Raw genomic sequence first — 19,362 nt, forward strand, 5'->3', positions numbered from 1 at the left:
CGACGAGTTGCTCTATATGCGACATCGTTAGCGGGCCGTCAGGAGGCTGTCAAGAGGTACGTGCTGGCCCGGCGCAACCAGGCGGTGTTGAGCCAGGTGGCCAGCCGGTCGGGGACCAGCCCGGCGGCGGGCCGGTGCATGTCGGTCAGCTCGGTCGCGGCCAGCCGGGCCGGCCGGCGGGCGACCTTCGCCCGGGCGCGCTCGTAGCCGCGCAGGTCGCCGAGCGAGCGGGCGAGCAGCCAGGCGTCCTCCAATGCCTGGTTGGCGCCCTGGGCCATGGTGGGCGGCATGGTGTGGGCGGCGTCGCCGGCCAGCGTGGTCGGGCCCTTGCCCCACACGTCCCTGACGGGCTGGCGGTAGTGCGGGAAGAAGTCGGGGTCGGACAGGTGCTCCAGCACCGCCGGCACCGGGTCGGCCCAGCCGCCGAAGCGCTCGCGCAGCCGCTCGGCGACGTGCGGGTCGCCGGCCCACAGCGGCTCGCCGGGCGCCGAGCGCACGTCGAACCACCACAGCAGCCGGCCCTCGCCCGCCGGGATCAGCCCGCACAGCCCCTTCACGCCGGACATCATGACCGCCGCCGACCCCTCGGTCAGCGCCGTGGGCACGGTGAGGAAGCCCTGCCAGGTGACCCAGCGGGTCAGCTCGGCCGGGTCCTCGCCCCACAGGGCCCCGCGCACCACCGAGCGCCGGCCGTCCGCGCCCACCAGCACGTCGCCGCGCACGGTGGTGCCGTCGGCCAGCCGCGCCTCGGCCCGCCCGGGGTCCACGTGCTCGACGCGGGCCCCGTAGGTGACCGGGACGCCCTCGGCGAGCAGTTCGACCAGCTCGCCGCGGGCGACGTGCACGGTGGGGTGCCCGTACCTGCGCTCGGCGGCCGTCAGGTCGACGGTGACCAGCCTGCGGCCGTCGGAGCCCCAGGACTCCAGGGTCTCCAGCCGCCGCCCGATCCTGGTGTGGTCGGCCTTGAGCTCGTCGAGGATGCCGGTGCTGCCCGGCCAGAGCGTGACCGAGCCGCCGGCGGTGCGGGGGCCGGGGGACTCCTCGTACACCTCGGCCTCGTGGCCGGCGGCGAGCAGGCCGCGCGCGAGCGCGAGACCCGCGACGCCCGCGCCCACCACTATTACTCTCATAACGTTCCCTGATTGTGAGACTCGGGATATCAGATACTAGGAGTATCAATATGTCCGCGCGCGGCCGCAAGCCCGACCCCACGGTCGATCACCGCATCAGGCAGGCCGCGGCCCGGCTGGTGCTCACCCATGGCTTCGACTTCACCATGGACGACGTCGCCGAGGCCGCAGGCGTGGGCCGGGCGAGCGTGTTCCGCCGCTACCCCACCAAACGCGACATGCTCCTCCAGACCCTCGCCGGCTTCATGAACACCCACGTCGCGATCCCCGACACCGGCTCGCTGGAGGGCGACCTGCGCGTGGTGGTCACCGACACGCTGGCCCTCTGGCACCGGCCCGGGATCTCCCGCATGGCCCGGCAGGTCTACGCCGAGGCGGGCCGCGACCCGGCGGTGGCCGAGATCATCCGCACCGGCATGCGCAACAGGATGGAGCGGTCGTGGGTGGTCTACGAGCGCGCGATCGAGCGCGGCGAGCTGCCGCCGAACGCCGACCTGTGGCTGCTCACGGACCTGTTCTCCGGTCTCGTGGCCTATCGCGGCCTGCTCGACCTGCCCTTTCCCGAGCCCGAGGAGATCGTGCACGTCCTGCTTCACGGCTTTACGCCGGCTTGATGCCTGTGGTGTTAGCGGGGTGCAAGTGGGGATCAAGTCCTGATTTCTAGTGTTATTTTCGTTCGCTCAACCACTTCGAAGGGCACCGGAAATGACTCCCCCTCGCCGTCGGCTGGCCATCGCCGCCGCGACGCTCACCCTTGCTGTTCTCGGCACCACCGCCTGCGGCGCGCTGGGCCAGACGGTCGACTGCAACACCGCGGCCAACGAGGCCACCAAGATCATGACGGACTGGAGCTCCGAGGTCACCAAGAACGCGGCCGACACCAAGGCCGTCGGCACCGCCTCGGCCACCGCCGCCGACAAGACCAAGACGCTCGCCGGCAAGTACGACGGCGAGGTCGCCGCCGCGCTGAACGAGCTCGCGGCCGGTTTCGAGACCCTGGAGAAGGGCGACCTGTCGGCGGTGACGGAGTTCACCGGCAAGATGAACGGCTTCTCCAGCAAGATCACCGCCGCCTGCACCTGACCGCCGGTCCCGCGGCCGCCGTATCGCCTGTGGGGGGCAGGCCGGCACGGCGGCCGCGCCACTTTCGCGCGGTTTCGTTCTAGTCTTGTCGCCCGTGACGGCTGAGACCGACGTGGCGACGGACAGCGCCGCTCCCCCCGCATGGCGGGCCTGGACGGCCCGCTCCCTCTCCGGCCACCGGCCGCGCGTCGGCGCGATGGCGCTGCTCGCGGCGGTGGCCTACGCCGTGCTCGGGCTGGTGAAGCTCGCCACGTTCCGGGCGACCACGTTCGACCTGGTGATCGTGGACCAGGCGGTGCGCAACTACGCCGCCTTCCGGCCGCCGCACATCCCCGTCCTCGGCATGTTCCACGGGCGCGGGATGGACTACCTGCAGCTCGCCGACCACTTCTCGCCGATCTACGCGCTGCTGGCCCCGCTCTACTGGATCCACGACGGGCCGGAGACGCTGGTTTTGGCGCAGGCGGCGCTGTTCGCCGCGGCCGTGCCGTTCCTGTGGAACTACACCAGGCGGGTGCTCGGGGTCGCGCCCGCCTACCTGGTGGCGGCGGCGTACGCGCTGTCGTGGCCGGTCGCGCAGGCCGTGGCCTTCGACGCGCACGAGGTCATGTTCGTCCCCCTGCTCACCGCGATCATGATCGAGCGCCACCACGCGGGCAAGGAGCTGCCCGCCTTCCTCGCGATGCTCGGGCTCCTCCTGGTCAAGGAGGACATGGGGCTCATGGTCGCCGGGGCCGGGCTGTGCCTGTTCGTCATGGGCGAGCGGTGGAAGGGCGTGCTGTGCGCCGTGTTCGGCGTCGGGGCCGTGCTGCTCATCCGCGGGCTGGTCACCTCCGTCTTCGGCGGCAGCGCGCAGGACTTCTGGGCCTACGGGCACCTCGGCCCCGACCTGCCGGGCGCGGTCGTCGGCATCGCCCGCGACCCGCTGGGCGCGCTGCTGCTGCCGTTCAGCGAGGAGGCCAAGGTCGACACGCTGTTCCTGCTGGCCTGGCCCACGCTCATGCTCTGCCTGCTCTCGCCGCTGTCGCTGGCGGCGCTGCCGCACGTGCTGGAGCGCATGTTCTCGGACCGCTCGCAGTGGTGGCAGGCCGACTTCCAGTACAGCGCGTTCACCGTGGTGATCCTGTTCTGCGCGGGCGTGGACGGCCTGGCCCGGCTGCTGCGGTGGCTCGACCGCGCCGACGACACCGCGCTCAGGCTGGCCTGGTCGGCGGCGGTCTGCGCGGTGGCGCTCACGCTCGTGCCGAAGTTCGCCTTCGACCAGCTCTACCACCCGTCCTTCTACAAGGAGCCCAAGGCGGCCGCCGCGGCCGAGGCGGTCAGCAAGGTCCCCGACGGCGTCGTCGTCGAGGCGCCCAACGCGGTCGGGCCCGCGCTCACCTCCCGCGCCACGGTCCTGCTGTGGTCGCCCACCTCGCACAACGCGCCCTGGGTGATCGCCGACACCGCCCGCTGGGACTTCCCCTTCGGCTCGTTCGAGCAGCAGGTCGCCAAGGTCGGCGAATTGCTCGGGCAGGGCTACGTGAAAGTCTTCGAACGCGACGGCTACGTGGTGCTGCGCCGCTGATCGCGGGCCCGCTCGTAGGCCGAGCCGAACCCCGCCAGCACGATCGGCCACGACCCGGCGGCGGGCGGCGTCGAGCGGTTGTGCGCCGCGATCGACTCGCGCAGCTCCGCGTCGGCGCACAGCCGCGCCACCGCCCGCGCCAGGTCGCCGAGGCTGCGCCCGAGCAGCCCCTCGACGCCGTCGGCGACGAAGTCGGCCACCCCGCTCTGCGCCCGCGCCACCACCGGCACCCCCGCCGCGCGCGCCTCCAGCGCCGCGATGCCGAACGACTCGCGCGGCGCGGGCGCCACGAACACGTCGGCCGACTCCAGGACCTTCGCGATCTGCTCGCGGCTGTAGCGGCCCGGCAGCGACACCCACCCGGCCATGCCGTGCCGGGCCAGGAAGCGCTCCATCTGGCCCCTGGCGGGACCGTCGCCGACGATCGTGGCCCGCATGGGGATCGAGGCGGGCACCCGCTCCCGGGCCGCCTGGAGCAGCCTCAGCAGCCGGACGGGCTGCTTGCGCGGCGCGAGCCGGCCCACCGCCACCACGTGCACCTCCTCCCGCCGGTCGGACGCGCCGGGCGGCGGCGCCCACCCCGACAGATCGAGGCCGTTGGAGACCACCCGGACCGGCACCCGGGGCCCGGCGACCGCGCGGATCGGCGCGGCCGCGGCGTTGCTGACCGTGGTGGCCACCAGCCCCCACCGCTGCCACCCGTACGCGGCCCGCAGCAGCCGGTAGAGCGCGCGCGTCAGCGGGTCCCACATGCTGTGGACGGTCACCACGCACGGCGCGCCCGCCCGCGCCGCCGCCCGCACGCCCATCCACGCGAACGGCGAGACCGCCCCCGTGTGCACGTGCACCACGTCGGGCCGCCCGGCGGCGATCCACCGCGTGAGGTGGCCGACGCCGCGCGGATGGACCGGCAGGTCGAAGGGCATCCTGGCGACGATGCGGCGCACGCCCTCCAGCGGCTCGCCGCGGGTCGCCGTGGCCACCGTCACCTCGTGGCCGGCGGCGCGCTGCATGCGCACCAGATCGGCCACCTGGACCTCGATCCCCCCGAGTCGCGGCAGGTAACAGTCGCTCACGTGAAAGATCCGCACCCCTCCCAGACTAATCTGGGCGTGTGCCTCCACGTACCGCTGTGTTCTTCCATGCCCACCCCGACGACGAGGCCCTGCTGACGGCGGGCACCATGGCGATGCTCGCGGCCGAGGGACACCGCGTGGTGCTGGTCACCGCCACCGCGGGCGAGCGCGGCCTGGCCGACATGGCGCCGGGCGAGGCGCTGGGCGAGACCAGGATGAAGGAGCTCTATCAGTCGGCCGCCGTCCTCGGCTGCGCCCGCGTCGAATGCCTCGGCTACGGCGACTCGGGCCTCAGCCCCAAGGGCGGCAGCGCCGAGGAACGGCCCGACAACGCCTTCATCGACGCCGACACCGAGGAGGCCGCCAAGGCCCTCGCCGCGATCCTCCAGGAGGAGCAGGCCGACCTGCTGGCCATCTACGACCCGGCCGGCGGCTACGGCCACCCCGACCACGTGCAGGTGCACCGGGTGGGCCGGCGGGCCGCCGAGATCGCCGGCACCGGCATCGTCCTGGAGGCCACCGTCAACCGCGACCCGCTGGTGCGGCTGCTGCGGCTCGCGGGCCGGTTCTACCGGTTCCCGCCCGAGTTCGACGTGCGCACCTTCGAGAGCGCGTACTCGCCGGGCGAGGCCATCACCCACCGCGTCAACGTGCGCCGCTACACCCGCCAGAAGCGGGCCGCGATGGCCGCCCACGCCTCCCAGGCCAGCGGCGGCGACAGCGACCGCACGCTCGCCGTCATGCTGAAGGTCCCGCGCCCGCTCTACCGCCTGGTCTTCGGCACCGAGTGGTACGTGCGCCGCGACCTGCCGCCGGGCGCGCGGCTGCGTCATCCCTTCGACGGGTGGCCCACGTAGTACCTCCGGGGGACGAGCGGCCCGGCCGGAAGGGTGCAGACTGGACCGCGATGAAGAACAAGTGGCTGCAGATCGTCCTGTCCGTGCTGTCGCTGGCGCTGGCCGTGCTGCTCGTGGTGTACCTGCCGCAGATCGTGCGGGCGCTCACGGGCAAGCCCGTGTCGTGGGCCGAGATCGGCGCGGTGTTCGGCGCGCTCGGGGCCGGCGAGATCGCCCTGATGACGGCGCTGTGGCTGCTGAGCCTGCTGGCGTACACGTTCGTGCTGACCAACTCGCTGCCCGGGCTGACCAACCTGCAGGGCCTGACGCTCAACGCGGCCGGCAGCGCGGTCAGCAACCTGCTGCCCTTCGGCGGCGCGGTGGGCGTGGCGCTGTCGTTCGCCATGACGCGGGGCTGGGGCTTCGGCAACCGCGCGATCGTGGTGATGACGCTGGTCAGCGGCATCTGGAACACGTTGTTCCGGTTCATCCTGCCGGCGGTCGGCATCATCGCGCTGCTCGTGGCGGGCGAGGCCCCCAACTCCACCGTCGCCAACGCGGGCTGGAGCGGCGCGCTCGCCATCCTGGCGCTGTGCGCGGCCGTGGCCGCCGCCCTCTACTGGGACCGCGCCGCCGCCGTGCTCGGCCGCGCCCTCGACGCCGTCACCAGGCTGCTGCGGCTGCGCGTGCACGCCTCCGAGCACTTCCACAAGCTGCGCGCCGACACCGCCGAGATCGTCCGCACCCGCTCGCTCGGGCTGTCGCTCGGCATGGTGTTCTTCCTCGGCTTCCAGTGGGCGATCATGGCGGCCTGCATGTGGGCCACCGGCGCCTGGCCCGGGCTCGCCCAGTCGATCGCCGTCTTCGCCCTGTCGCGGGTGCTCACCAGCGCGCTGGTGACGCCCAGCGGGGCCGGGATCATGGAGAGCGGGGTGGTGTTCCTGCTCACCGCCGCCTTCCACGTGCCGGCCGCTCCGGCCACCGCGACCGCACTGCTTTTCGGCTTCTGGACTTACACTATCGAGATCCCGTTCGGCGGCCTGGCCCTGGGCGCGTGGGCGCTGCTGCGCAGGCGCGGCGGCCGGAACGCCGGCGCGGAGTCCCCGTCAGCGATCTCGAAGGCCCCCCAGTGACAATCCCAAACCCATCAAAGACCTTGTGCGTGATTCGTAGGCCCGCATAGCGTGGCGGCTGAAATGGTGGCGTTCCGAGTTCTGGGGCCAGTCGAGGCGTACGAACACGACGACGAGCTCGACCTGGGCGGGTTGCGGCAGCGAGCCGTCCTCGCCCGACTCCTCGTGGCCAGGGGTCAGGTCGTCCCGGTTGACACGCTTCTTTACGACCTGTGGGACGACGACGCGGCCAAGGGCGCGCAGTCGGGCCTGCAGGTCTACATCTCGCGCCTGCGCCGGGTGCTGGAGCCGGGCCGCCCGCGCGGCGGCCCCAACCGCCTGCTGGTGACCGTGGCCTCCGGCTACGCCCTGCGGGTGGCCTCCGACCAGGTCGACGCGCTGCGCTTCGAGCAGCTCGTCCGGGCGGCGGGCGAGCACCTGGAGGAGGGCGACCCGCAGTCCGCCCGCGGCCGCCTGGAGAAGGCGCTCGGGCTGTGGCGCGGCACCCCCTACTCCGACTTCGCCGACCAGCCCTGGGCCGAGGCCGAGGTCAACCGGCTGACCGAGCTGCGCCTGGTGGCGCGCGAGCGGCACGCCGACACCGGGCTGCGCCTCGGCCTGCACGCCGAGACCGTGCCCGACCTGGAGGCGCTGACCACCGAGCACCCGCTGCGCGAGGAGGGCTGGCGGCTGCTGGCGCTCGGCCTCTACCGCTGCGGGCGGCAGGGCGACGCGCTGGCCGCGCTGCGCCGCGCCAGGAACATCCTGGCCGACGAGCTCGGCATCGACCCGGGCCCGGCGCTGCGCAAGCTGGAGTCCGACATCCTGGCCCAGTCGCCCGAGCTGGACCTCGCGGTCCCGGCCCGGCCCGTCCGGCCCGTGCCGGCGGCCGGCGACACCTGGCCGCCCCGCCCGGCCGCGGCGGTCGAGCCGCCGCCGCTGGAGCCCGAGCCGTTCGTCGGCCGCGACGCCGAGCTGTCCCGGCTCACCACCGCGGCCTCGCGCACCGGCCGGTTCCAGGTCGCCGTCGTCACCGGCGTGGCGGGCGCGGGCAAGACCACGCTGCTGCGCCGCCTGGAGGGCCGGCTCGCGGCCGACGGGTGGACCACCGCCTCCGGCGCCTGCCCCGACTCCAGCGCCACCCCGCCCGGCTGGGCCTGGGTCGAGATCCTGCGCACGCTCATCGGCATGACCGGCCCGGGCGAGTACGCCCAGCTCCTCGCCCCGCTGCTGGACGACGCCGCGCCCGACCCCGACGAGGACGAGGTCTCCGGCGGCTTCCGGCTGCACCGGGCGGTCGGCGGCTACCTCGCCGGCGTCGCCCGCCGCGGCCCGGTGCTGCTCACCCTGGAGGACCTCCACTGGGCCGACGACCAGACCCTCGCCCTGCTGCGCGCGCTGCCCAGCCTGCTGGCCACGAGCCGGGTGATGCTGGTCGTGACGTGCCGCGAGAGCGAGCTGGACGACGCCCAGTCCGACGTGCTGGCCTCGCTGGCCCGGCTGGGCCCGGTGCGGGTGAGCCTGTCCGGGCTCGACCCGAAGGCCGTGGCCGAGCTGGTGCGGGCCACGTGCGTGCGCGAGATCGACGAGGACGCGGTCGAGTCCATCGTCGAGCGCACCGGCGGCAACCCGTTCTTCGTGCGCGAGACCGTGCGCCTGCTCGACTCCGAGGGCGCGGCCGACCGGGCGAGCGCCACGGAGGTCCTGTCGCAGGTGCCCTCCGGCGTGCGCGACGTGCTGCGCAGGCGCATCTCGCGGCTGCCGTCCGGGGCGCAGCAGATCCTGCTGCAGGCCGCGGTGATCGGCCGCGACGTCGACCTCGACGTGCTGATCGCGGTCGCCGCCGGCGACGAGGACGCCGTCATCGAGGCGGTCGAGGCCGCGCTGCTGGCCGGGCTGGTCACCGAGCCGGGCCCCGGGCTGCTGCGCTTCGACCACGACCTGGTGCGCGACACCCTCTACTCCGACGCCTCCCGCCTCCGCCGCACCCGGCTGCACGCCTCCGTGGCGGCGGTCATCGAGCAGCGCACGCCCTCCGACGTGGCGGCGCTCGCCCACCACTACTTCCTGGCCGACACGGCCGAGAAGGCGGTCCACTACGCGGGCCTCGCCGCCGAGCAGGCCGAGCGGCGCTTCGCCCACCGCGAGGCGGCCCAGCTGTGGGAGCAGGCGATCGCCGCGTTCGACCGCTCGCGCGGCGACGAGCACGGCGAGCAGCCGGAGCGGGCCAAGGAGCGGCTGCGGCTCATGCTGCGCCAGATCAGGGCGCTCGCGGTGTGCGGCGACATGCACGCGGCGCGGCTGCTGCGGCGCCAGGCCATGGACGCGGCGCTGCCGCTCGGCGACCTGGAGATCACCGCGAAGGTGGCGGCCTCGCTGGCCGTGCCGCACAAGGGCATGACGCGCGACTTCACCCGTACGGCGTGGGAGATCGTGGACGTCACCGAGCGGGCGCTGATCGAGCTGCCCGCCGGCGAGCAGCGGCTGCGGGCGAGCCTGCTGACCACGCTGGCGCTGGAGCTGGAGGGCTCCTCCTCGCCCGAGCGCGGGCGCGAGGCGTCGCTCCAGGCGCTGGAGCTGGCCCGGCAGAGCGGCGACCCGACCCTGATCGCGGCGGCGCTCAGCGGGCGGCTGCGGCAGTCGTACGACATCCCGGCCGTGGACGCGCGCGAGAGCATCGGCCGCGAGCTGCTGGAGATGGCCCAGCGCTCGGGGCAGATGGCCACGCAGGCGCTGGCCCACCTGGTGCTGATGGAGTGCGCGGCGGCGCGCGGCGACTTCGCGGTGGCCGACCAGCACGCCGCCGCCGCCGACAAGCTGGCCAAGCAGTACGACCTGTCGGCCCCGGCCGCGGTGGTCGTCTGGTACGGCGGCATGCGGCAGATGATCACCGGCGACTACGCGGCGGCCGAGCGCACCTACCGCGAGGCGGCCAGGATGACCGCCCGCGCCGGCATGCTGGAGGGCCGCCAGGACCTCCCGCTGATCACCACGTTCTGCCTGCACCTGGTCGACGGGCGGGCGGCCGAGACGGTCGACCTGCTCGCCGACAAGCACCACCGGGGCGCGAAGTGGACGATGGACGCCTACGCCCTGGCGCTGGCCTCGGCCGGGCACCTGGCCGACGCCAAGGCGGTGGCCGCCACCCGGCCGCCGGTGCGTCCCGACTTCCTGTACGAGCTGGCGATGACCTGGCGGGCGCTGGCCGGCATGCTGCTCGACGACCGGGAGCGGATGGTCGACTGCTACGACAAGCTGAAGCCGTTCTCCGACCGGGTGGCGGGCGCGGGCACGGGCGTGGTCGCGTTGTGGCCGGTGGCGCTGACGCTCGGCGACCTCGCCATCCGCCTCGGGCAGCCGGACGCGGCCCGCGAGCACTACAAGAAGGCGCTGGAGGTGGCCGAGCGGGTGGGCGTGCCGCGCTGGGTGGAGGCGGCGCAGCGCTCGGTCGCCGACTCGTCCGGCGAGGGCTGAGGAGCTGACGCCGGGGGTGAGGGGCGGTCAGCAGCTCACCTGGAAGCGGTCGCTCGCGACGGTGGCGGCGCCCTCGGCGATCACCTCGACCCGGTACCAGCCGGGGTTGCCGGAGATCCGGGGCCGCCACTCGACCTGGCGCTCGGCGCTCGCGAAGCCGCTGTGCTCCGACAGGTAGGTGCGCCAGGTCTTGGTGGCGGGGCTCCAGCGGGCCAGCCGCCAGCGGTAGAGCACGCCCTGGCCGGGGGCGGCCTCGGCGAGCACGCTGCGGGCGACGTACGACTTGGCGCAGCCGGCCGCGCCGTCGGCCACGGCGGCGACGGCGACCGCGCCGGCGCGGGCCTGCGGGTGCGTGACGGCGGCCTGTGTTGTAACGCCGGCCTGTGCTGAAACGCCGGCCTGGGCCGGGGCGGCGGCGCGGGCGGCGTGGGCGGCGGGCTGGGCGAGGGGCCGGGAGATCGGCACTTCGCGGGCCGACAACGTCACGGTCCGGGTGGGCGCCGCCGCCGCCGGGCCGGCGCTGTCGTAGGCGGAGAGGCCGACGTAGGCGCTGGTGAAGGCCAGCGCGGCCACGAAGAGCTTGGCCGCGTTCGCGGTGCCGCTGGCCAGGACGGCCGCACTTCTCGTCGTCGACATCGTCAACACCCCTTCTTGCTCACGCCTAGAGTGGAGCGGGGCGGTTGAGCGGCGCTTGTCCGCTGGTTGCACCTTTTGCGGCGCGCTTGCAGGCGGGTGTGGCACTTACTTGCAGGGTGAAATAAGGTTAGGCTGACCTAACGGTCTGACCCGCGGCTGGTGGAGGGATGGTGAGCCGTCACATGAGGCGAGCGATGACCGCCGTCCCCGCCCCCGACACGCCCTACTGGCTCGACCTGCCGTACTGGCTGGTGGGCGTCGTCCTCATCCTCGCGCTGTTCGGCGCGTTCCAGGTCTACTACTGGGTCGGCCGCAGGCTCGGCGAGAAGCTCTACGACTCGCGCGTCGGGCGCAAGGTCGGCCGCGCGCGCATCGAGGCGGTCGAGCGGGTCGTCGAGAAGTGGGGCGCGCTCGCCGTCTACGGCTGCTTCTGGGTGCCGGGGCTGCGCCACACCCTGCCCTGGGTCGCGGGCGCCCTCCGCGTCTCCTACCCCTGGTACGTCGTCGCGAGCGCGCTCGGCTGCCTGACCTGGGCGCCGCTGTGGTGGTTCGGCGGCGCGGCCGCGGTGTGGGCCTGGCTGCGGCTCGCCGCGCGCTCCCCCGTCGCCGCCGTGGCCGTGGCCGTGCTGGCGGCGGCCGCGGTGGCCGGCTTCGTGGCCTGGCGCAGGAGGCGGCGGCGCGCCGCCGCGGGCGACGCGGCGGGCAACGACGCCGTCGCCGCCTGACCTCAGGCCCGCTCCACCGGCTCGCGCCCGGCGGCGCTGCCGCTCCGGTCGTCGATGACGGCCTCGGGCGCGCTCCTCCGCACGGTCTCGATGCCGTTGACGCAGGCGGCCTTGGACGTGAACCCCTCGCCCACCGCCAGCGTCTGCCCGTTGCCCGCGACCAGCGCGAACCGGTAGCCGCCCCGCCCGTCCTCGGTGATGATGAACCTGCCCGCCACGGTCCTTCCCCCTTCGATCCACCATTCATTTACCCCCACCGGATGGGGCTTTATGGCGTGACAGGGCAAACGAACCCTTGATCTCCTGCCACCATGTTCGTCATGCGTATTGCGGGATTGATGGGCTCTGCCGCGCTCGCCGTGCTTGTGGGCTTCTCCACCCCGGCCGTCGCGGCCGACGCGCCCACGGTGGCGGCGGGCGAGGCGTACGTGGTCGACTCGGCGGGAACGATCCACCTCGGCAAGCGGCAGACGCGGCGGGTGCCGGTGGCGAGCCTGGTCAAGGTCATGACCGCGTACGTCGTGCTGCGCGAGGCCGGCCTCGGCGACACGATCACGATCACCGGCGCCGACGTCAAGTACGCCGCCAAGGGCGGCGCGACCACGGCCGGGCTGCGCGAGGGCGAGCGCCTGACGGTCCGGGACCTGCTGTACGGGCTGCTGCTGCCCTCCGGCGCCGACGCGGCCAACGCCCTGGCCCGCCGCTACGGCCCCGGCAAGGCCGCGTTCGTCGCCAAGATGAACCGCACCGCCCGCGCCCTCGGCCTGGCCGACACCCGCTACACCAACGCCGACGGCCTGCCCGCGCCCGCGAACGGCGGCTGGTCCACCGCCGCCGACCAGGTCAAGCTGGCCCAGCGGGCGCTGGCGAACGGCACGTTCCGCTCGCTGGTCGGCACCCGCACGCACAAGGTCGCCAAGACCTCCGTGCACCGCGCGCACACCTGGCACAACTCCAACAAGCTGCTGTCGCGCTCGCCGGACGTGCTCGGCGTCAAGACCGGCTACACCAAGGCGGCCGGTTACTGCCTGCTGTTCGCCGGCGAGCGCAACGGCCGGCAGGTGGTGGGCGTGCTGCTCGGCGACAGCAGCGCGGAGCGCCGCTTCACCACCGCCGAGCGGCTGCTCGACTACGCCGGGGAGCAGATCGCGTTCGGCTGACCGGCCGCCCCCGGCCGTAGGATCGAAGGGCGGAGACGGGGGCGGTCATGAGACCCTTCGAGATCCTTCTGCTCGCCGCCGACCTGGTGGCGTTCGTCGCGCTCCTCGCCCGGCGGCCGGCCGTCGTCCCGGCGGCCCCGGCGGCGGCGCTCGCGCAGCTCGCCGTGGAGGGCTACCGCTGGCAGCTCGTGCCGGCGTACGGGCTGGCCGCCGCTCTCACCGTCGCCCTCGCCGTCGAACTCATCGCCGCCCGCACCGCCGCCTGGGCCGCGCGGCGGTCGCGGCTCCCCCGCCGGGCGCGCGCCGCCGGGGCCGCGCTCGCCGCGCTGACGCTGCTCGCCGGGGCGGGCCTGCCGATCGTGCTGCCGGTCTTCCGCCTTCCGGAGCCGGGCGGCCCGTACGGCATCGGCACCCTGGTCTACCACTGGACCGACGACGTGCGCCCCGAGGTGTTCACCGCCGGCCGCGGCGACCGGCGCGAGGTCATGGCGCAGGTGTGGTACCCGGCCAGGCCGGCTCCTGACGCGCCGCGGGCGCCGTACCTGGACGAGCCGGAGTCGCTGACGGGCGGGGTGTCCCGGGTGTCGGGGCTGCCGCCGTTCGTCTTCGGCCACCTGCGCTACGTCATCTCCCACGCCGTGCGGGGCGCGCCGCCGCTGGCCGGGCGGTACCCGGTGCTGGTCTTCCTGGCCGGGCGGATGGGGGTGCGGCAGGTGAACACGTTCCAGGTCGAGGAGCTGGTGTCCCGGGGGTACGTGGTGGCGGGGATCGACCAGCCGTACGCGTCCGCCGCCGTGGCCTTCCCCGACGGGCGGCGCGCGCTCCACGACCCGCGCATGGACGGGCGCGCCTTCCAGGACGCGCACATCCCGTTCCTGGCCGGGGACGTCACGCTGGCCCTCGACCGGCTGGCCGCGATCGACCGGGCCGACCCCCGGCGGCTGCTGACCGGGCACCTGGACCTGGCCCGCGCCGGGCTGTTCGGCCACTCGCTGGGCGCGATCGTCGGCGCGCGGGCGTGCCTGGCCGAGCCGCGGCTGCGCGCCTGCCTGCTGGAGGACGCGCACGTGCCCCCGGAGGTGGTCCGCGCGAGGCCGGCGGTGCCGACGATGTGGATCACCCGGGACGCCGCCACCATGCGGCTGGAGCGCGCCCGGTTCGGCGGCTGGCCGGAGCAGGCCGTCCTCGAGCACCAGGCCACCATGCGCGCGGCCTACGCCGGGCTCCGCGCGCAGGGCTACTTCGTCGAGGTGCCCGGCATGTTCCACCTGGACATGACCGACGGGCCGCTCATGTCGCCGCTGTCGGGCCTGATCGGGCTGTCGGGGCCGATCGGCGTGGCCCGCGCGCACGAGATCGTCCGGGCGTACTCGGTGGCCTTCTTCGACCGGCAGCTCAAGGGCTCGGCCGCGCCCCTGCCGGTCTTTCCTGAGGCCCGCGTGCGGAGCCGCGACGGGCGGGCCGGCTAGCCGAACGTCATCCGGCCGGTGCCGCTCAGCCGCTCCAGCCCCTGCGTGGCGCAGCCGATGAGCCCGGCGTCGGGCATGAGGCCGCCGGCGGTCGGGCGGCCCTTGAGCGGGCCGTAGGTGACCGTGCCGCCGAGCAGGGTGTCGGCCGGGCGGTGGGTGGCGAGGCTGCCCTCGCTGCCGCGGATCCTGGAGCTGCCGAGCGGGCGGCCGTCCCAGCCGAACCAGACGACGACCGCGCGGCCGCGCACGTGGCGGGCGCTGGTGCAGGAGATGTCGGCGGTGGCGCGCAGGGAGACCCAGCCGGAGCGCAGCGCGCCGGCCGAGCCGTCCGGCGAGACGCAGCCGGTGAGCTGGAGGTTGCCCCGCACGGTGACGGGCCGCGGCGTCAGCCCGACGCGCGGGGCGAAGGTCAGCGGGCGGCCGGGCGGGGTGGCCACCGCGCAGGTGAGGGCCGCCGGCGGGGCCAGGACGGGGACGGCGCCCGGGGTCAGCGGGCCGCCCGCCGCGGCCGCCACTGCGATGATCCAGGCCAGGTCCATGTGCCCCTCCGGCGCGAACTCAACGTGAAGTGCCGGTCACATTGTGCAGCATCAGGCGGTGCGGCACGCCGGATCCAGGCGGTCGGCCGTCCAGCGGAGCGAGTGCGCCAGCCGCACCCGCACGCCGGCCCTGGCCCGGCCGGGGCGGTGCGGCCGGCGCGGCGCGTCCGGCAGGGCCGCGCCGAGCGAACCCCGGTGGCCCATCGCGCTCTCGTGGGCGAGGACTTGCATGGCGTCCATGACTACCTCCTTCTTAATCCATTAAGAGCTTAATCCATTAAGAAGAGGACGGCAAGGCCGCCCGGGTACGGTGGGACGCATGCCCAAGGTCACCCTCCAGACGATCGCCGACCGGCTGGGCGTGTCCCGGGCCACCGTCTCCTACGCCTTCTCCCGCCCCGACCAGCTCAGCGAAGGGCTGCGGCAGCGCATCCTCCAGGTCGCCGACGAGCTGGGTTACGCCGGGCCCAACCCCACGGCCCGCAGCCTGCGGCTCGGCCGGGCCGGCGCGCTCGGGCTGATCTTCACCGAGACGCTGGCGTACGCGTTCGCCGACCCGTACTCGATCGGGTTCCTCCAGGGGCTGGCCACGGCCGCCGAGGACGCCGGGGCAGGGCTGCTCATCCTGCCCCTGCCGCACGGCGACCGGCGCAGCGAGACGGTCCGCGACGCGGTGGTCGACTCCTTCTGCGTGATGTCGCTGCCCGACGGGCACCCGGCGATGGCCGAGGTGCTGGCCAGGAAGCTGCCCGTGGTGATCGTCGACGAGCCGTACGTGCCGGGGCACCCGTTCGTCGGCACCGACGAGCCGGCTGCGGGGGCGGCGGCCGCCCGCCACGTGCTGGAGCTGGGGCACCGCCGCGTCGGCGTGGTCATGGCGGGCCTGCACGAGGACGGCCACACCGGCTGGTCCGGCCGCGAGCGGCAGGAGGGCGCGGTGTTCGCCGCCATGCGCGCGCGGCGGGGCGGCTACCAGCGCGCCTGCGAGGAGGCCGGCCTCGACTGGTGGGGCGGGGTGCCGTTCTACGAGGTGGCGCGCAACTCGCGCGAGGCGGGCCGCCGGGCGGGGCACGCGCTGCTCGGCCGCGACCCCCGGCCCACGGCGGTGCTCGCCAACACCGACGTGCTGGCGCTCGGCGTCCTCGACGCGGCCGCCGACCTCGGGCTCGACGTGCCGGGCGAGCTGTCGGTGGTGGGCTTCTCCGACAGCGCGGCCGAGGAGGCCGGGCTGACCACCGTCCGGCAGGCCAGGCAGGAGATCGGCGAGACGGCGGGCCGCCTGCTGCTGTCCGGCGCGCTCCTGTCCGGCGCGGCCGCGGGGCGGCCCGCCGCCGCGGAGCCCGAGCGGCTGATCCTCCCCCATCGGCTGATCGTCCGCGCCACCACCGCGCCGCCGCCTCCCGAGGGGCGGCGCTGACCTGACCTGTGGCTCAGTCTTGGGCCGCCAACTTGTGAAGATTAAACTCGCGAACCCGGTTTGCGCCGCCGCCTCCGCCGGTAGGGTTGGAATCCCTCCTATGAAGGACAGCCATGGCGGAATTCATCGAGGTCCGCACCACGGTCGAAGGTCACGAGAAGGCGGCCGCTCTGGCGCACGAGATCCTGGGCGCGGGCCTCGCGACCTCCATCGACATCGACGAAGTCTCCTCCTCCGCCGGCACTGCCCGCTGGCAGCTCACCCTCATCACCACCGGCGTCCAGGCGCCGGAGATGGAGGAGCTGATCAGGGCCTCGGGCGACGCCGGCCCGATCGACAGCCGGCCGGTCACCCACGACATCGACAGCTATCCCGACTGGCTGCCCGACCACCCCTGACCGGGCTCCTCCACCCGCTCAGCGCTTGCCGCCGCCGCTGACCGCCCGGCGGTGGAAGGTCTGCGCCCCGGCGCGGTGCACCGCGGCCTTGACCAGGCCGAAGATCGCCCCCTGCACGGTCGCGGCGACGAGGATCTCCGTCCATCCGCGCTCCAGGTCGTCGGCGTCCGGCGCGTCGTCCTGCCCCGACGCCAGCTTCCACACCCGCTTGAACAGCGAAGCGGCCAGCGTGGCGCTGAGCATGCCCATCCCCAGCGATACGGCTTTCTCCACGGGTCTCATCTCACCTCTCCTCACGACGGTGTCTGCCCGTGCCCCGTGTCAGCCGTCTAAACGCGCTGCTCCCGTTCCAGCGTCAGGCCGTGGCAGGCGATGGCCGCGGCGGCGACCACGTTGAGCGAGTCGACGCCCGCCGCCATGGCGGCCGCGCTCATGCGGATGCACACCGCCCGGTCGGCCTCCCGCAGCCAGTGCGAGGACAGGCCGTCGCCCTCGGCGCCGAGCAGCAGCGCCATGCGCTCGGCGCGCTCGACGGCCTCCAGCGGGACGGCGCTCTGGTCGGGCGTCAGCGCGAGGGTGACGAAGCCCGCCTCGCGCAGCCGGGACAGGCCGTCGAACCAGTCGTCCATCCGGGCGTACGGGATCGAGAAGACCGCGCCCATCGAGACCTTCACCGCCCGCCGGTAGAGCGGGTCGGCGCAGCGCGGCGAGAGCAGGACGCCGTCCACGCCGAGCGCGGCCGCCGAGCGGAAGATGGCGCCCACGTTGCTGTGGTCGACCAGGTCCTCCAGCACCAGCAGGCGGCGGGCCGGGCCCTTCAGCAGGCTCTCGACGGACGGCAGCGGCAGACGTTCCATGGAGGCCAGGGCGCCGCGGTGCACCTGGAAGCCGGCGATGCCGGACATGAGCTCGTCGCTCACCACGTACACGAGGGCGTCGCCGAGGACGTCGGCCAGGGAGGGCAGCCAGCGGCGGGTGGTCAGGACCGAGCGGATCGGGTAGCCGGCGCCGATGGCGCGCCTGATGACCTTCTCGCCCTCGGCGAGGAAGAGGCCGCGCTCGGCCTCCAGGCTCTTGCGCAGCTCCACGTCGCGCAGCCGGGTGTAGTCGGACAGGCGCGGGTCGGCGGCGTCGGTGACGTACTCAAGCACCCCTCGATACTGCCAGCGCTCAGGAGCCGTCCCGCACCGGCGGGCGGCGCCGCAGGAGCTGCCACGACAGCGCGTAGCAGGCGAGGACGAGGCACAGGCCGACGACCGTGCCCGCGCCGGTCTTGGTGAGCACGCTGGGCAGGCCGAGCGCCGGGCTGGGCTCGTCCACCAGGGGCCAGAGGAGGGCCCCGGCGACGACGCCCCCCGCGCAGGCCGCGAGGACCACCCGGCGGGTCGTGGCGGAGAGCGCCAGCCGCTCCGGCAGGGGGGCGGGCCGCATCCTGGCCAGGCCGCGCCACGCCCACCACACGACCACGGCCAGGCCGGCCGCCGAGGAGGCGTACTGCAGGAGGCGGAAGAGCGGCAGCGCCCCGAGCACCTCGGCCGACAGCCACGCGCCCCACCGGACGGCCCCGGTGGAGTGGGTGAAGGAGTCCCAGACGACGTGCGTGGCGGCGCCGATCACCGCGCCGGCCGCGACGGGCAGCGGGCGGAGCCGGGCGGGGGCGAGCAGCGCGGCCCGCCCGGCGAGCCCGGGCGGCAGCAGGGCGGTCAGGGGATCGCGCAGGACGCGGTGGAACAGCACCACCAGCAGCGCCGCCGCGGCCAGGTCGAGGGTGAGGACGCCGGTCCAGGAGTGCCAGTCGGCGTAGACGGGCAGGAACGGCAGGAAGATCGGCAGGTCGGGGGCCATCGCGCCGGCGGCCAGCGCCCACGGGTCGGCCAGGCGGCGCACCCGGGCGGCCGAGACCAGCGGCAGCACCGCCGCCACATGGGCGGGCGTGAACGGCATGTCCCCTCCCCCTCGTTTGATCACCCTATCGGCCGATCTTGCCCATCCTTTGCCGGGATCGACCGCGATCACGTACGGTACTGGGTACGTCACTCATCGTCGCCGACGGCCGGGCGGCTGCGGAGTTCGGGAGGTCTTCGGTGCCTGACCAGCGGATTCACGAACGTCCGGCCGTGTCGGCCGAGTGGCTGGGCGACGCCCGCGCGGCCCGCGTCCTGTCCCTGGTCACCCTCGCCTGGCTCGGCGTGGAGAGCACGCTCGGCCTGGCGGCCGGGGTGTCGGCGCACTCGGTCGCGCTCATGGGATGGGCGCTGTCGGCTTTGGTGGAGGCGGCGGCCAGCCTGATCGTGGTGTGGCGGTTCACCGGCTCGCGCACGTTGTCGCCGCGCGCGGAGGGCTCGGCGCGGCGGGCGGTCGCGGTGAGCTTCTGGCTGCTGGCCCCCTACCTGGTGGTGCACGTGGCCTACGACCTGGGCGAGGGGCAGCGCTCGGCGCCGAGCGCGCTCGGCCTCGCGGTGACCGCGGTCAGCCTGGCCGGCATGCCGGTGCTGGGCCTGGCCAAGCGGCGGCTCGGCCGGCGGCTCGGCTCGCCGGCGACGGCCGGCGAGGGCACCCAGAACCTCATCTGCGGGGCCATGGCGGCCGGCGTGCTGGCCGGGCTGTGGCTCAACACGCTGGGCTGGTGGTGGGCCGACCCGGCGATGGCGCTGGCGCTGGCGGCGGTCGCGGCGCGCGAGGGCGCCCGGGCCTGGCACGGCCACGCCTGCTGCCACTGATCCACACGGCCCGCGGCAGG

General features: G+C 74.5%; 21 protein-coding genes. 12 read left to right on the forward strand and 9 right to left on the reverse strand.

Going from position 1 to position 19,362, the window contains the following annotated elements:
• Positions 1-38: 38 nt before the first annotated feature.
• The gene (locus MF672_RS01520; RefSeq protein WP_242380884.1) at positions 39-1,130 is read right to left on the reverse strand and encodes an FAD-dependent oxidoreductase; all 1,092 of its coding nucleotides are present in this window, start codon (positions 1,128-1,130) and stop codon (positions 39-41) included.
• A gap of 50 nt (positions 1,131-1,180) precedes the next feature.
• On the opposite strand from MF672_RS01520, the gene MF672_RS01525 reads away from it, so the two are divergent.
• From MF672_RS01525 to MF672_RS01535, 3 genes are all read left to right on the forward strand, one after another.
• Positions 1,181-1,744 (forward strand): TetR/AcrR family transcriptional regulator, encoded by a 564-nt coding sequence (locus MF672_RS01525; RefSeq protein WP_242380883.1) that lies wholly within the window; start codon positions 1,181-1,183, stop codon positions 1,742-1,744.
• A 91-nt stretch (positions 1,745-1,835) separates the two neighbouring features.
• The gene (locus MF672_RS01530; protein WP_242380882.1) at positions 1,836-2,213 is read left to right on the forward strand and encodes a DUF8711 family protein; all 378 of its coding nucleotides are present in this window, start codon (positions 1,836-1,838) and stop codon (positions 2,211-2,213) included.
• A 94-nt stretch (positions 2,214-2,307) separates the two neighbouring features.
• Positions 2,308-3,780 carry a DUF2079 domain-containing protein gene (locus MF672_RS01535; RefSeq protein ID WP_242380881.1) on the forward strand — a complete coding sequence of 491 codons (1,473 nt, stop codon included), beginning with the start codon at positions 2,308-2,310 and terminating at the stop codon, positions 3,778-3,780.
• Here MF672_RS01535 and MF672_RS01540 read toward each other — a convergent pair.
• Positions 3,759-4,871 carry a glycosyltransferase family 4 protein gene (locus MF672_RS01540; protein WP_242380880.1) on the reverse strand — a complete coding sequence of 371 codons (1,113 nt, stop codon included), beginning with the start codon at positions 4,869-4,871 and terminating at the stop codon, positions 3,759-3,761. The two genes, MF672_RS01535 and MF672_RS01540, sit on opposite strands and share 22 nt — an antisense overlap.
• A gap of 23 nt (positions 4,872-4,894) precedes the next feature.
• On the opposite strand from MF672_RS01540, the gene MF672_RS01545 reads away from it, so the two are divergent.
• The 3 genes from MF672_RS01545 (at position 4,895) to MF672_RS01555 (ending at position 10,278) form a co-directional block, all read left to right on the forward strand.
• Entirely contained in the window at positions 4,895-5,713 is an 819-nt protein-coding gene (locus MF672_RS01545) for a PIG-L deacetylase family protein (RefSeq protein ID WP_242380879.1), read from the forward strand.
• 50 nt (positions 5,714-5,763) lie between these two features.
• Positions 5,764-6,825 carry a lysylphosphatidylglycerol synthase domain-containing protein gene (locus tag MF672_RS01550; protein WP_242380878.1) on the forward strand — a complete coding sequence of 354 codons (1,062 nt, stop codon included), beginning with the start codon at positions 5,764-5,766 and terminating at the stop codon, positions 6,823-6,825.
• 63 nt (positions 6,826-6,888) lie between these two features.
• Complete coding sequence (locus MF672_RS01555) at positions 6,889-10,278, forward strand: ATP-binding protein (RefSeq protein WP_242380877.1); 3,390 nt, start codon at positions 6,889-6,891, stop codon at positions 10,276-10,278.
• A 27-nt stretch (positions 10,279-10,305) separates the two neighbouring features.
• On the opposite strand, the gene MF672_RS01560 is transcribed toward MF672_RS01555, so the two are convergent.
• Positions 10,306-10,914: a hypothetical protein gene (locus MF672_RS01560; protein WP_242380876.1), complete on the reverse strand. Its 609-nt coding sequence runs from the start codon at positions 10,912-10,914 to the stop codon at positions 10,306-10,308.
• A 182-nt stretch (positions 10,915-11,096) separates the two neighbouring features.
• Between MF672_RS01560 and MF672_RS01565 the strand changes: the two genes are divergently transcribed.
• On the forward strand, positions 11,097-11,639 hold the full coding sequence (locus MF672_RS01565; RefSeq protein ID WP_242380875.1) for a DedA family protein: 543 nt from the start codon (positions 11,097-11,099) through the stop codon (positions 11,637-11,639).
• 2 nt (positions 11,640-11,641) lie between these two features.
• Here the strand turns inward: MF672_RS01565 and MF672_RS01570 are convergent, their stop codons facing one another.
• Positions 11,642-11,857, reverse strand: coding sequence for a YegP family protein (locus tag MF672_RS01570; RefSeq protein WP_242380874.1), 216 nt, complete (start codon positions 11,855-11,857; stop codon positions 11,642-11,644).
• A 102-nt stretch (positions 11,858-11,959) separates the two neighbouring features.
• Here MF672_RS01570 and MF672_RS01575 point away from each other — a divergent pair, with 102 nt between their 5' ends.
• Both MF672_RS01575 and MF672_RS01580 read left to right on the forward strand, forming a co-directional pair.
• The gene (locus MF672_RS01575; RefSeq protein WP_242380873.1) at positions 11,960-12,799 is read left to right on the forward strand and encodes a D-alanyl-D-alanine carboxypeptidase family protein; all 840 of its coding nucleotides are present in this window, start codon (positions 11,960-11,962) and stop codon (positions 12,797-12,799) included.
• A 47-nt stretch (positions 12,800-12,846) separates the two neighbouring features.
• On the forward strand, positions 12,847-14,268 hold the full coding sequence (locus MF672_RS01580) for an alpha/beta hydrolase family protein (protein ID WP_247815129.1): 1,422 nt from the start codon (positions 12,847-12,849) through the stop codon (positions 14,266-14,268).
• On the opposite strand, the gene MF672_RS01585 is transcribed toward MF672_RS01580, so the two are convergent.
• Both MF672_RS01585 and MF672_RS01590 read right to left on the reverse strand, forming a co-directional pair.
• Complete coding sequence (locus tag MF672_RS01585) at positions 14,265-14,807, reverse strand: hypothetical protein (RefSeq protein WP_242383399.1); 543 nt, start codon at positions 14,805-14,807, stop codon at positions 14,265-14,267. The two genes, MF672_RS01580 and MF672_RS01585, sit on opposite strands and share 4 nt — an antisense overlap.
• 51 nt (positions 14,808-14,858) lie before the next feature.
• Positions 14,859-15,047, reverse strand: a complete 189-nt coding sequence (locus MF672_RS01590) for a hypothetical protein (RefSeq protein ID WP_242383400.1) — start codon at positions 15,045-15,047, stop codon at positions 14,859-14,861.
• 79 nt (positions 15,048-15,126) lie between these two features.
• Between MF672_RS01590 and MF672_RS01595 the strand changes: the two genes are divergently transcribed.
• Both MF672_RS01595 and MF672_RS01600 read left to right on the forward strand, forming a co-directional pair.
• Positions 15,127-16,224, forward strand: a complete 1,098-nt coding sequence (locus tag MF672_RS01595) for a LacI family DNA-binding transcriptional regulator (protein WP_242383401.1) — start codon at positions 15,127-15,129, stop codon at positions 16,222-16,224.
• 113 nt (positions 16,225-16,337) lie between these two features.
• On the forward strand, positions 16,338-16,622 hold the full coding sequence (locus tag MF672_RS01600; protein WP_242383402.1) for a hypothetical protein: 285 nt from the start codon (positions 16,338-16,340) through the stop codon (positions 16,620-16,622).
• 18 nt (positions 16,623-16,640) lie between these two features.
• On the opposite strand, the gene MF672_RS01605 is transcribed toward MF672_RS01600, so the two are convergent.
• The 3 genes from MF672_RS01605 to MF672_RS01615 are packed head-to-tail and all read right to left on the reverse strand — an operon-like array spanning position 16,641 to position 18,566.
• Positions 16,641-16,904, reverse strand: coding sequence for a DUF4235 domain-containing protein (locus MF672_RS01605; protein WP_242383403.1), 264 nt, complete (start codon positions 16,902-16,904; stop codon positions 16,641-16,643).
• A gap of 47 nt (positions 16,905-16,951) precedes the next feature.
• Positions 16,952-17,773, reverse strand: a complete 822-nt coding sequence (locus MF672_RS01610) for a TrmH family RNA methyltransferase (RefSeq protein ID WP_242383404.1) — start codon at positions 17,771-17,773, stop codon at positions 16,952-16,954.
• Positions 17,774-17,792: 19 nt separating this feature from the next.
• Positions 17,793-18,566, reverse strand: a complete 774-nt coding sequence (locus tag MF672_RS01615; RefSeq protein WP_242383405.1) for a DUF4184 family protein — start codon at positions 18,564-18,566, stop codon at positions 17,793-17,795.
• Positions 18,567-18,706: 140 nt separating this feature from the next.
• Here MF672_RS01615 and MF672_RS01620 point away from each other — a divergent pair, with 140 nt between their 5' ends.
• Positions 18,707-19,342, forward strand: a complete 636-nt coding sequence (locus MF672_RS01620) for a cation efflux transmembrane domain-containing protein (protein WP_242383406.1) — start codon at positions 18,707-18,709, stop codon at positions 19,340-19,342.
• The last annotated feature ends 20 nt before the right edge of the window (positions 19,343-19,362 follow it).

Origin of the sequence: Actinomadura luzonensis (genome assembly GCF_022664455.2) — a bacterium.
Classification (GTDB): domain Bacteria; phylum Actinomycetota; class Actinomycetes; order Streptosporangiales; family Streptosporangiaceae; genus Nonomuraea; species Nonomuraea luzonensis.

Excerpts from the sequence above, each read along its gene's own strand:
- MF672_RS01555 (WP_242380877.1), top strand. The coding sequence starts at position 6,889 with ATGGTGGCGTTCCGAGTTCTGGGGCCAGTCGAGGCGTACGAACACGAC.
- MF672_RS01590 (WP_242383400.1), bottom strand. The coding sequence starts at position 15,047 with ATGGACGCCATGCAAGTCCTCGCCCACGAGAGCGCGATGGGCCACCGG.
- MF672_RS01520 (WP_242380884.1), bottom strand. The coding sequence starts at position 1,130 with ATGAGAGTAATAGTGGTGGGCGCGGGCGTCGCGGGTCTCGCGCTCGCG.
- MF672_RS01560 (WP_242380876.1), bottom strand. The coding sequence starts at position 10,914 with ATGTCGACGACGAGAAGTGCGGCCGTCCTGGCCAGCGGCACCGCGAAC.
- MF672_RS01530 (WP_242380882.1), top strand. The coding sequence starts at position 1,836 with ATGACTCCCCCTCGCCGTCGGCTGGCCATCGCCGCCGCGACGCTCACC.
- MF672_RS01580 (WP_247815129.1), top strand. The coding sequence starts at position 12,847 with ATGAGACCCTTCGAGATCCTTCTGCTCGCCGCCGACCTGGTGGCGTTC.
- MF672_RS01525 (WP_242380883.1), top strand. The coding sequence starts at position 1,181 with ATGTCCGCGCGCGGCCGCAAGCCCGACCCCACGGTCGATCACCGCATC.
- MF672_RS01565 (WP_242380875.1), top strand. The coding sequence starts at position 11,097 with ATGAGGCGAGCGATGACCGCCGTCCCCGCCCCCGACACGCCCTACTGG.
- MF672_RS01600 (WP_242383402.1), top strand. The coding sequence starts at position 16,338 with ATGGCGGAATTCATCGAGGTCCGCACCACGGTCGAAGGTCACGAGAAG.
- MF672_RS01585 (WP_242383399.1), bottom strand. The coding sequence starts at position 14,807 with ATGGACCTGGCCTGGATCATCGCAGTGGCGGCCGCGGCGGGCGGCCCG.
- MF672_RS01575 (WP_242380873.1), top strand. The coding sequence starts at position 11,960 with ATGCGTATTGCGGGATTGATGGGCTCTGCCGCGCTCGCCGTGCTTGTG.
- MF672_RS01595 (WP_242383401.1), top strand. The coding sequence starts at position 15,127 with ATGCCCAAGGTCACCCTCCAGACGATCGCCGACCGGCTGGGCGTGTCC.
- MF672_RS01550 (WP_242380878.1), top strand. The coding sequence starts at position 5,764 with ATGAAGAACAAGTGGCTGCAGATCGTCCTGTCCGTGCTGTCGCTGGCG.
- MF672_RS01605 (WP_242383403.1), bottom strand. The coding sequence starts at position 16,904 with ATGAGACCCGTGGAGAAAGCCGTATCGCTGGGGATGGGCATGCTCAGC.
- MF672_RS01615 (WP_242383405.1), bottom strand. The coding sequence starts at position 18,566 with ATGCCGTTCACGCCCGCCCATGTGGCGGCGGTGCTGCCGCTGGTCTCG.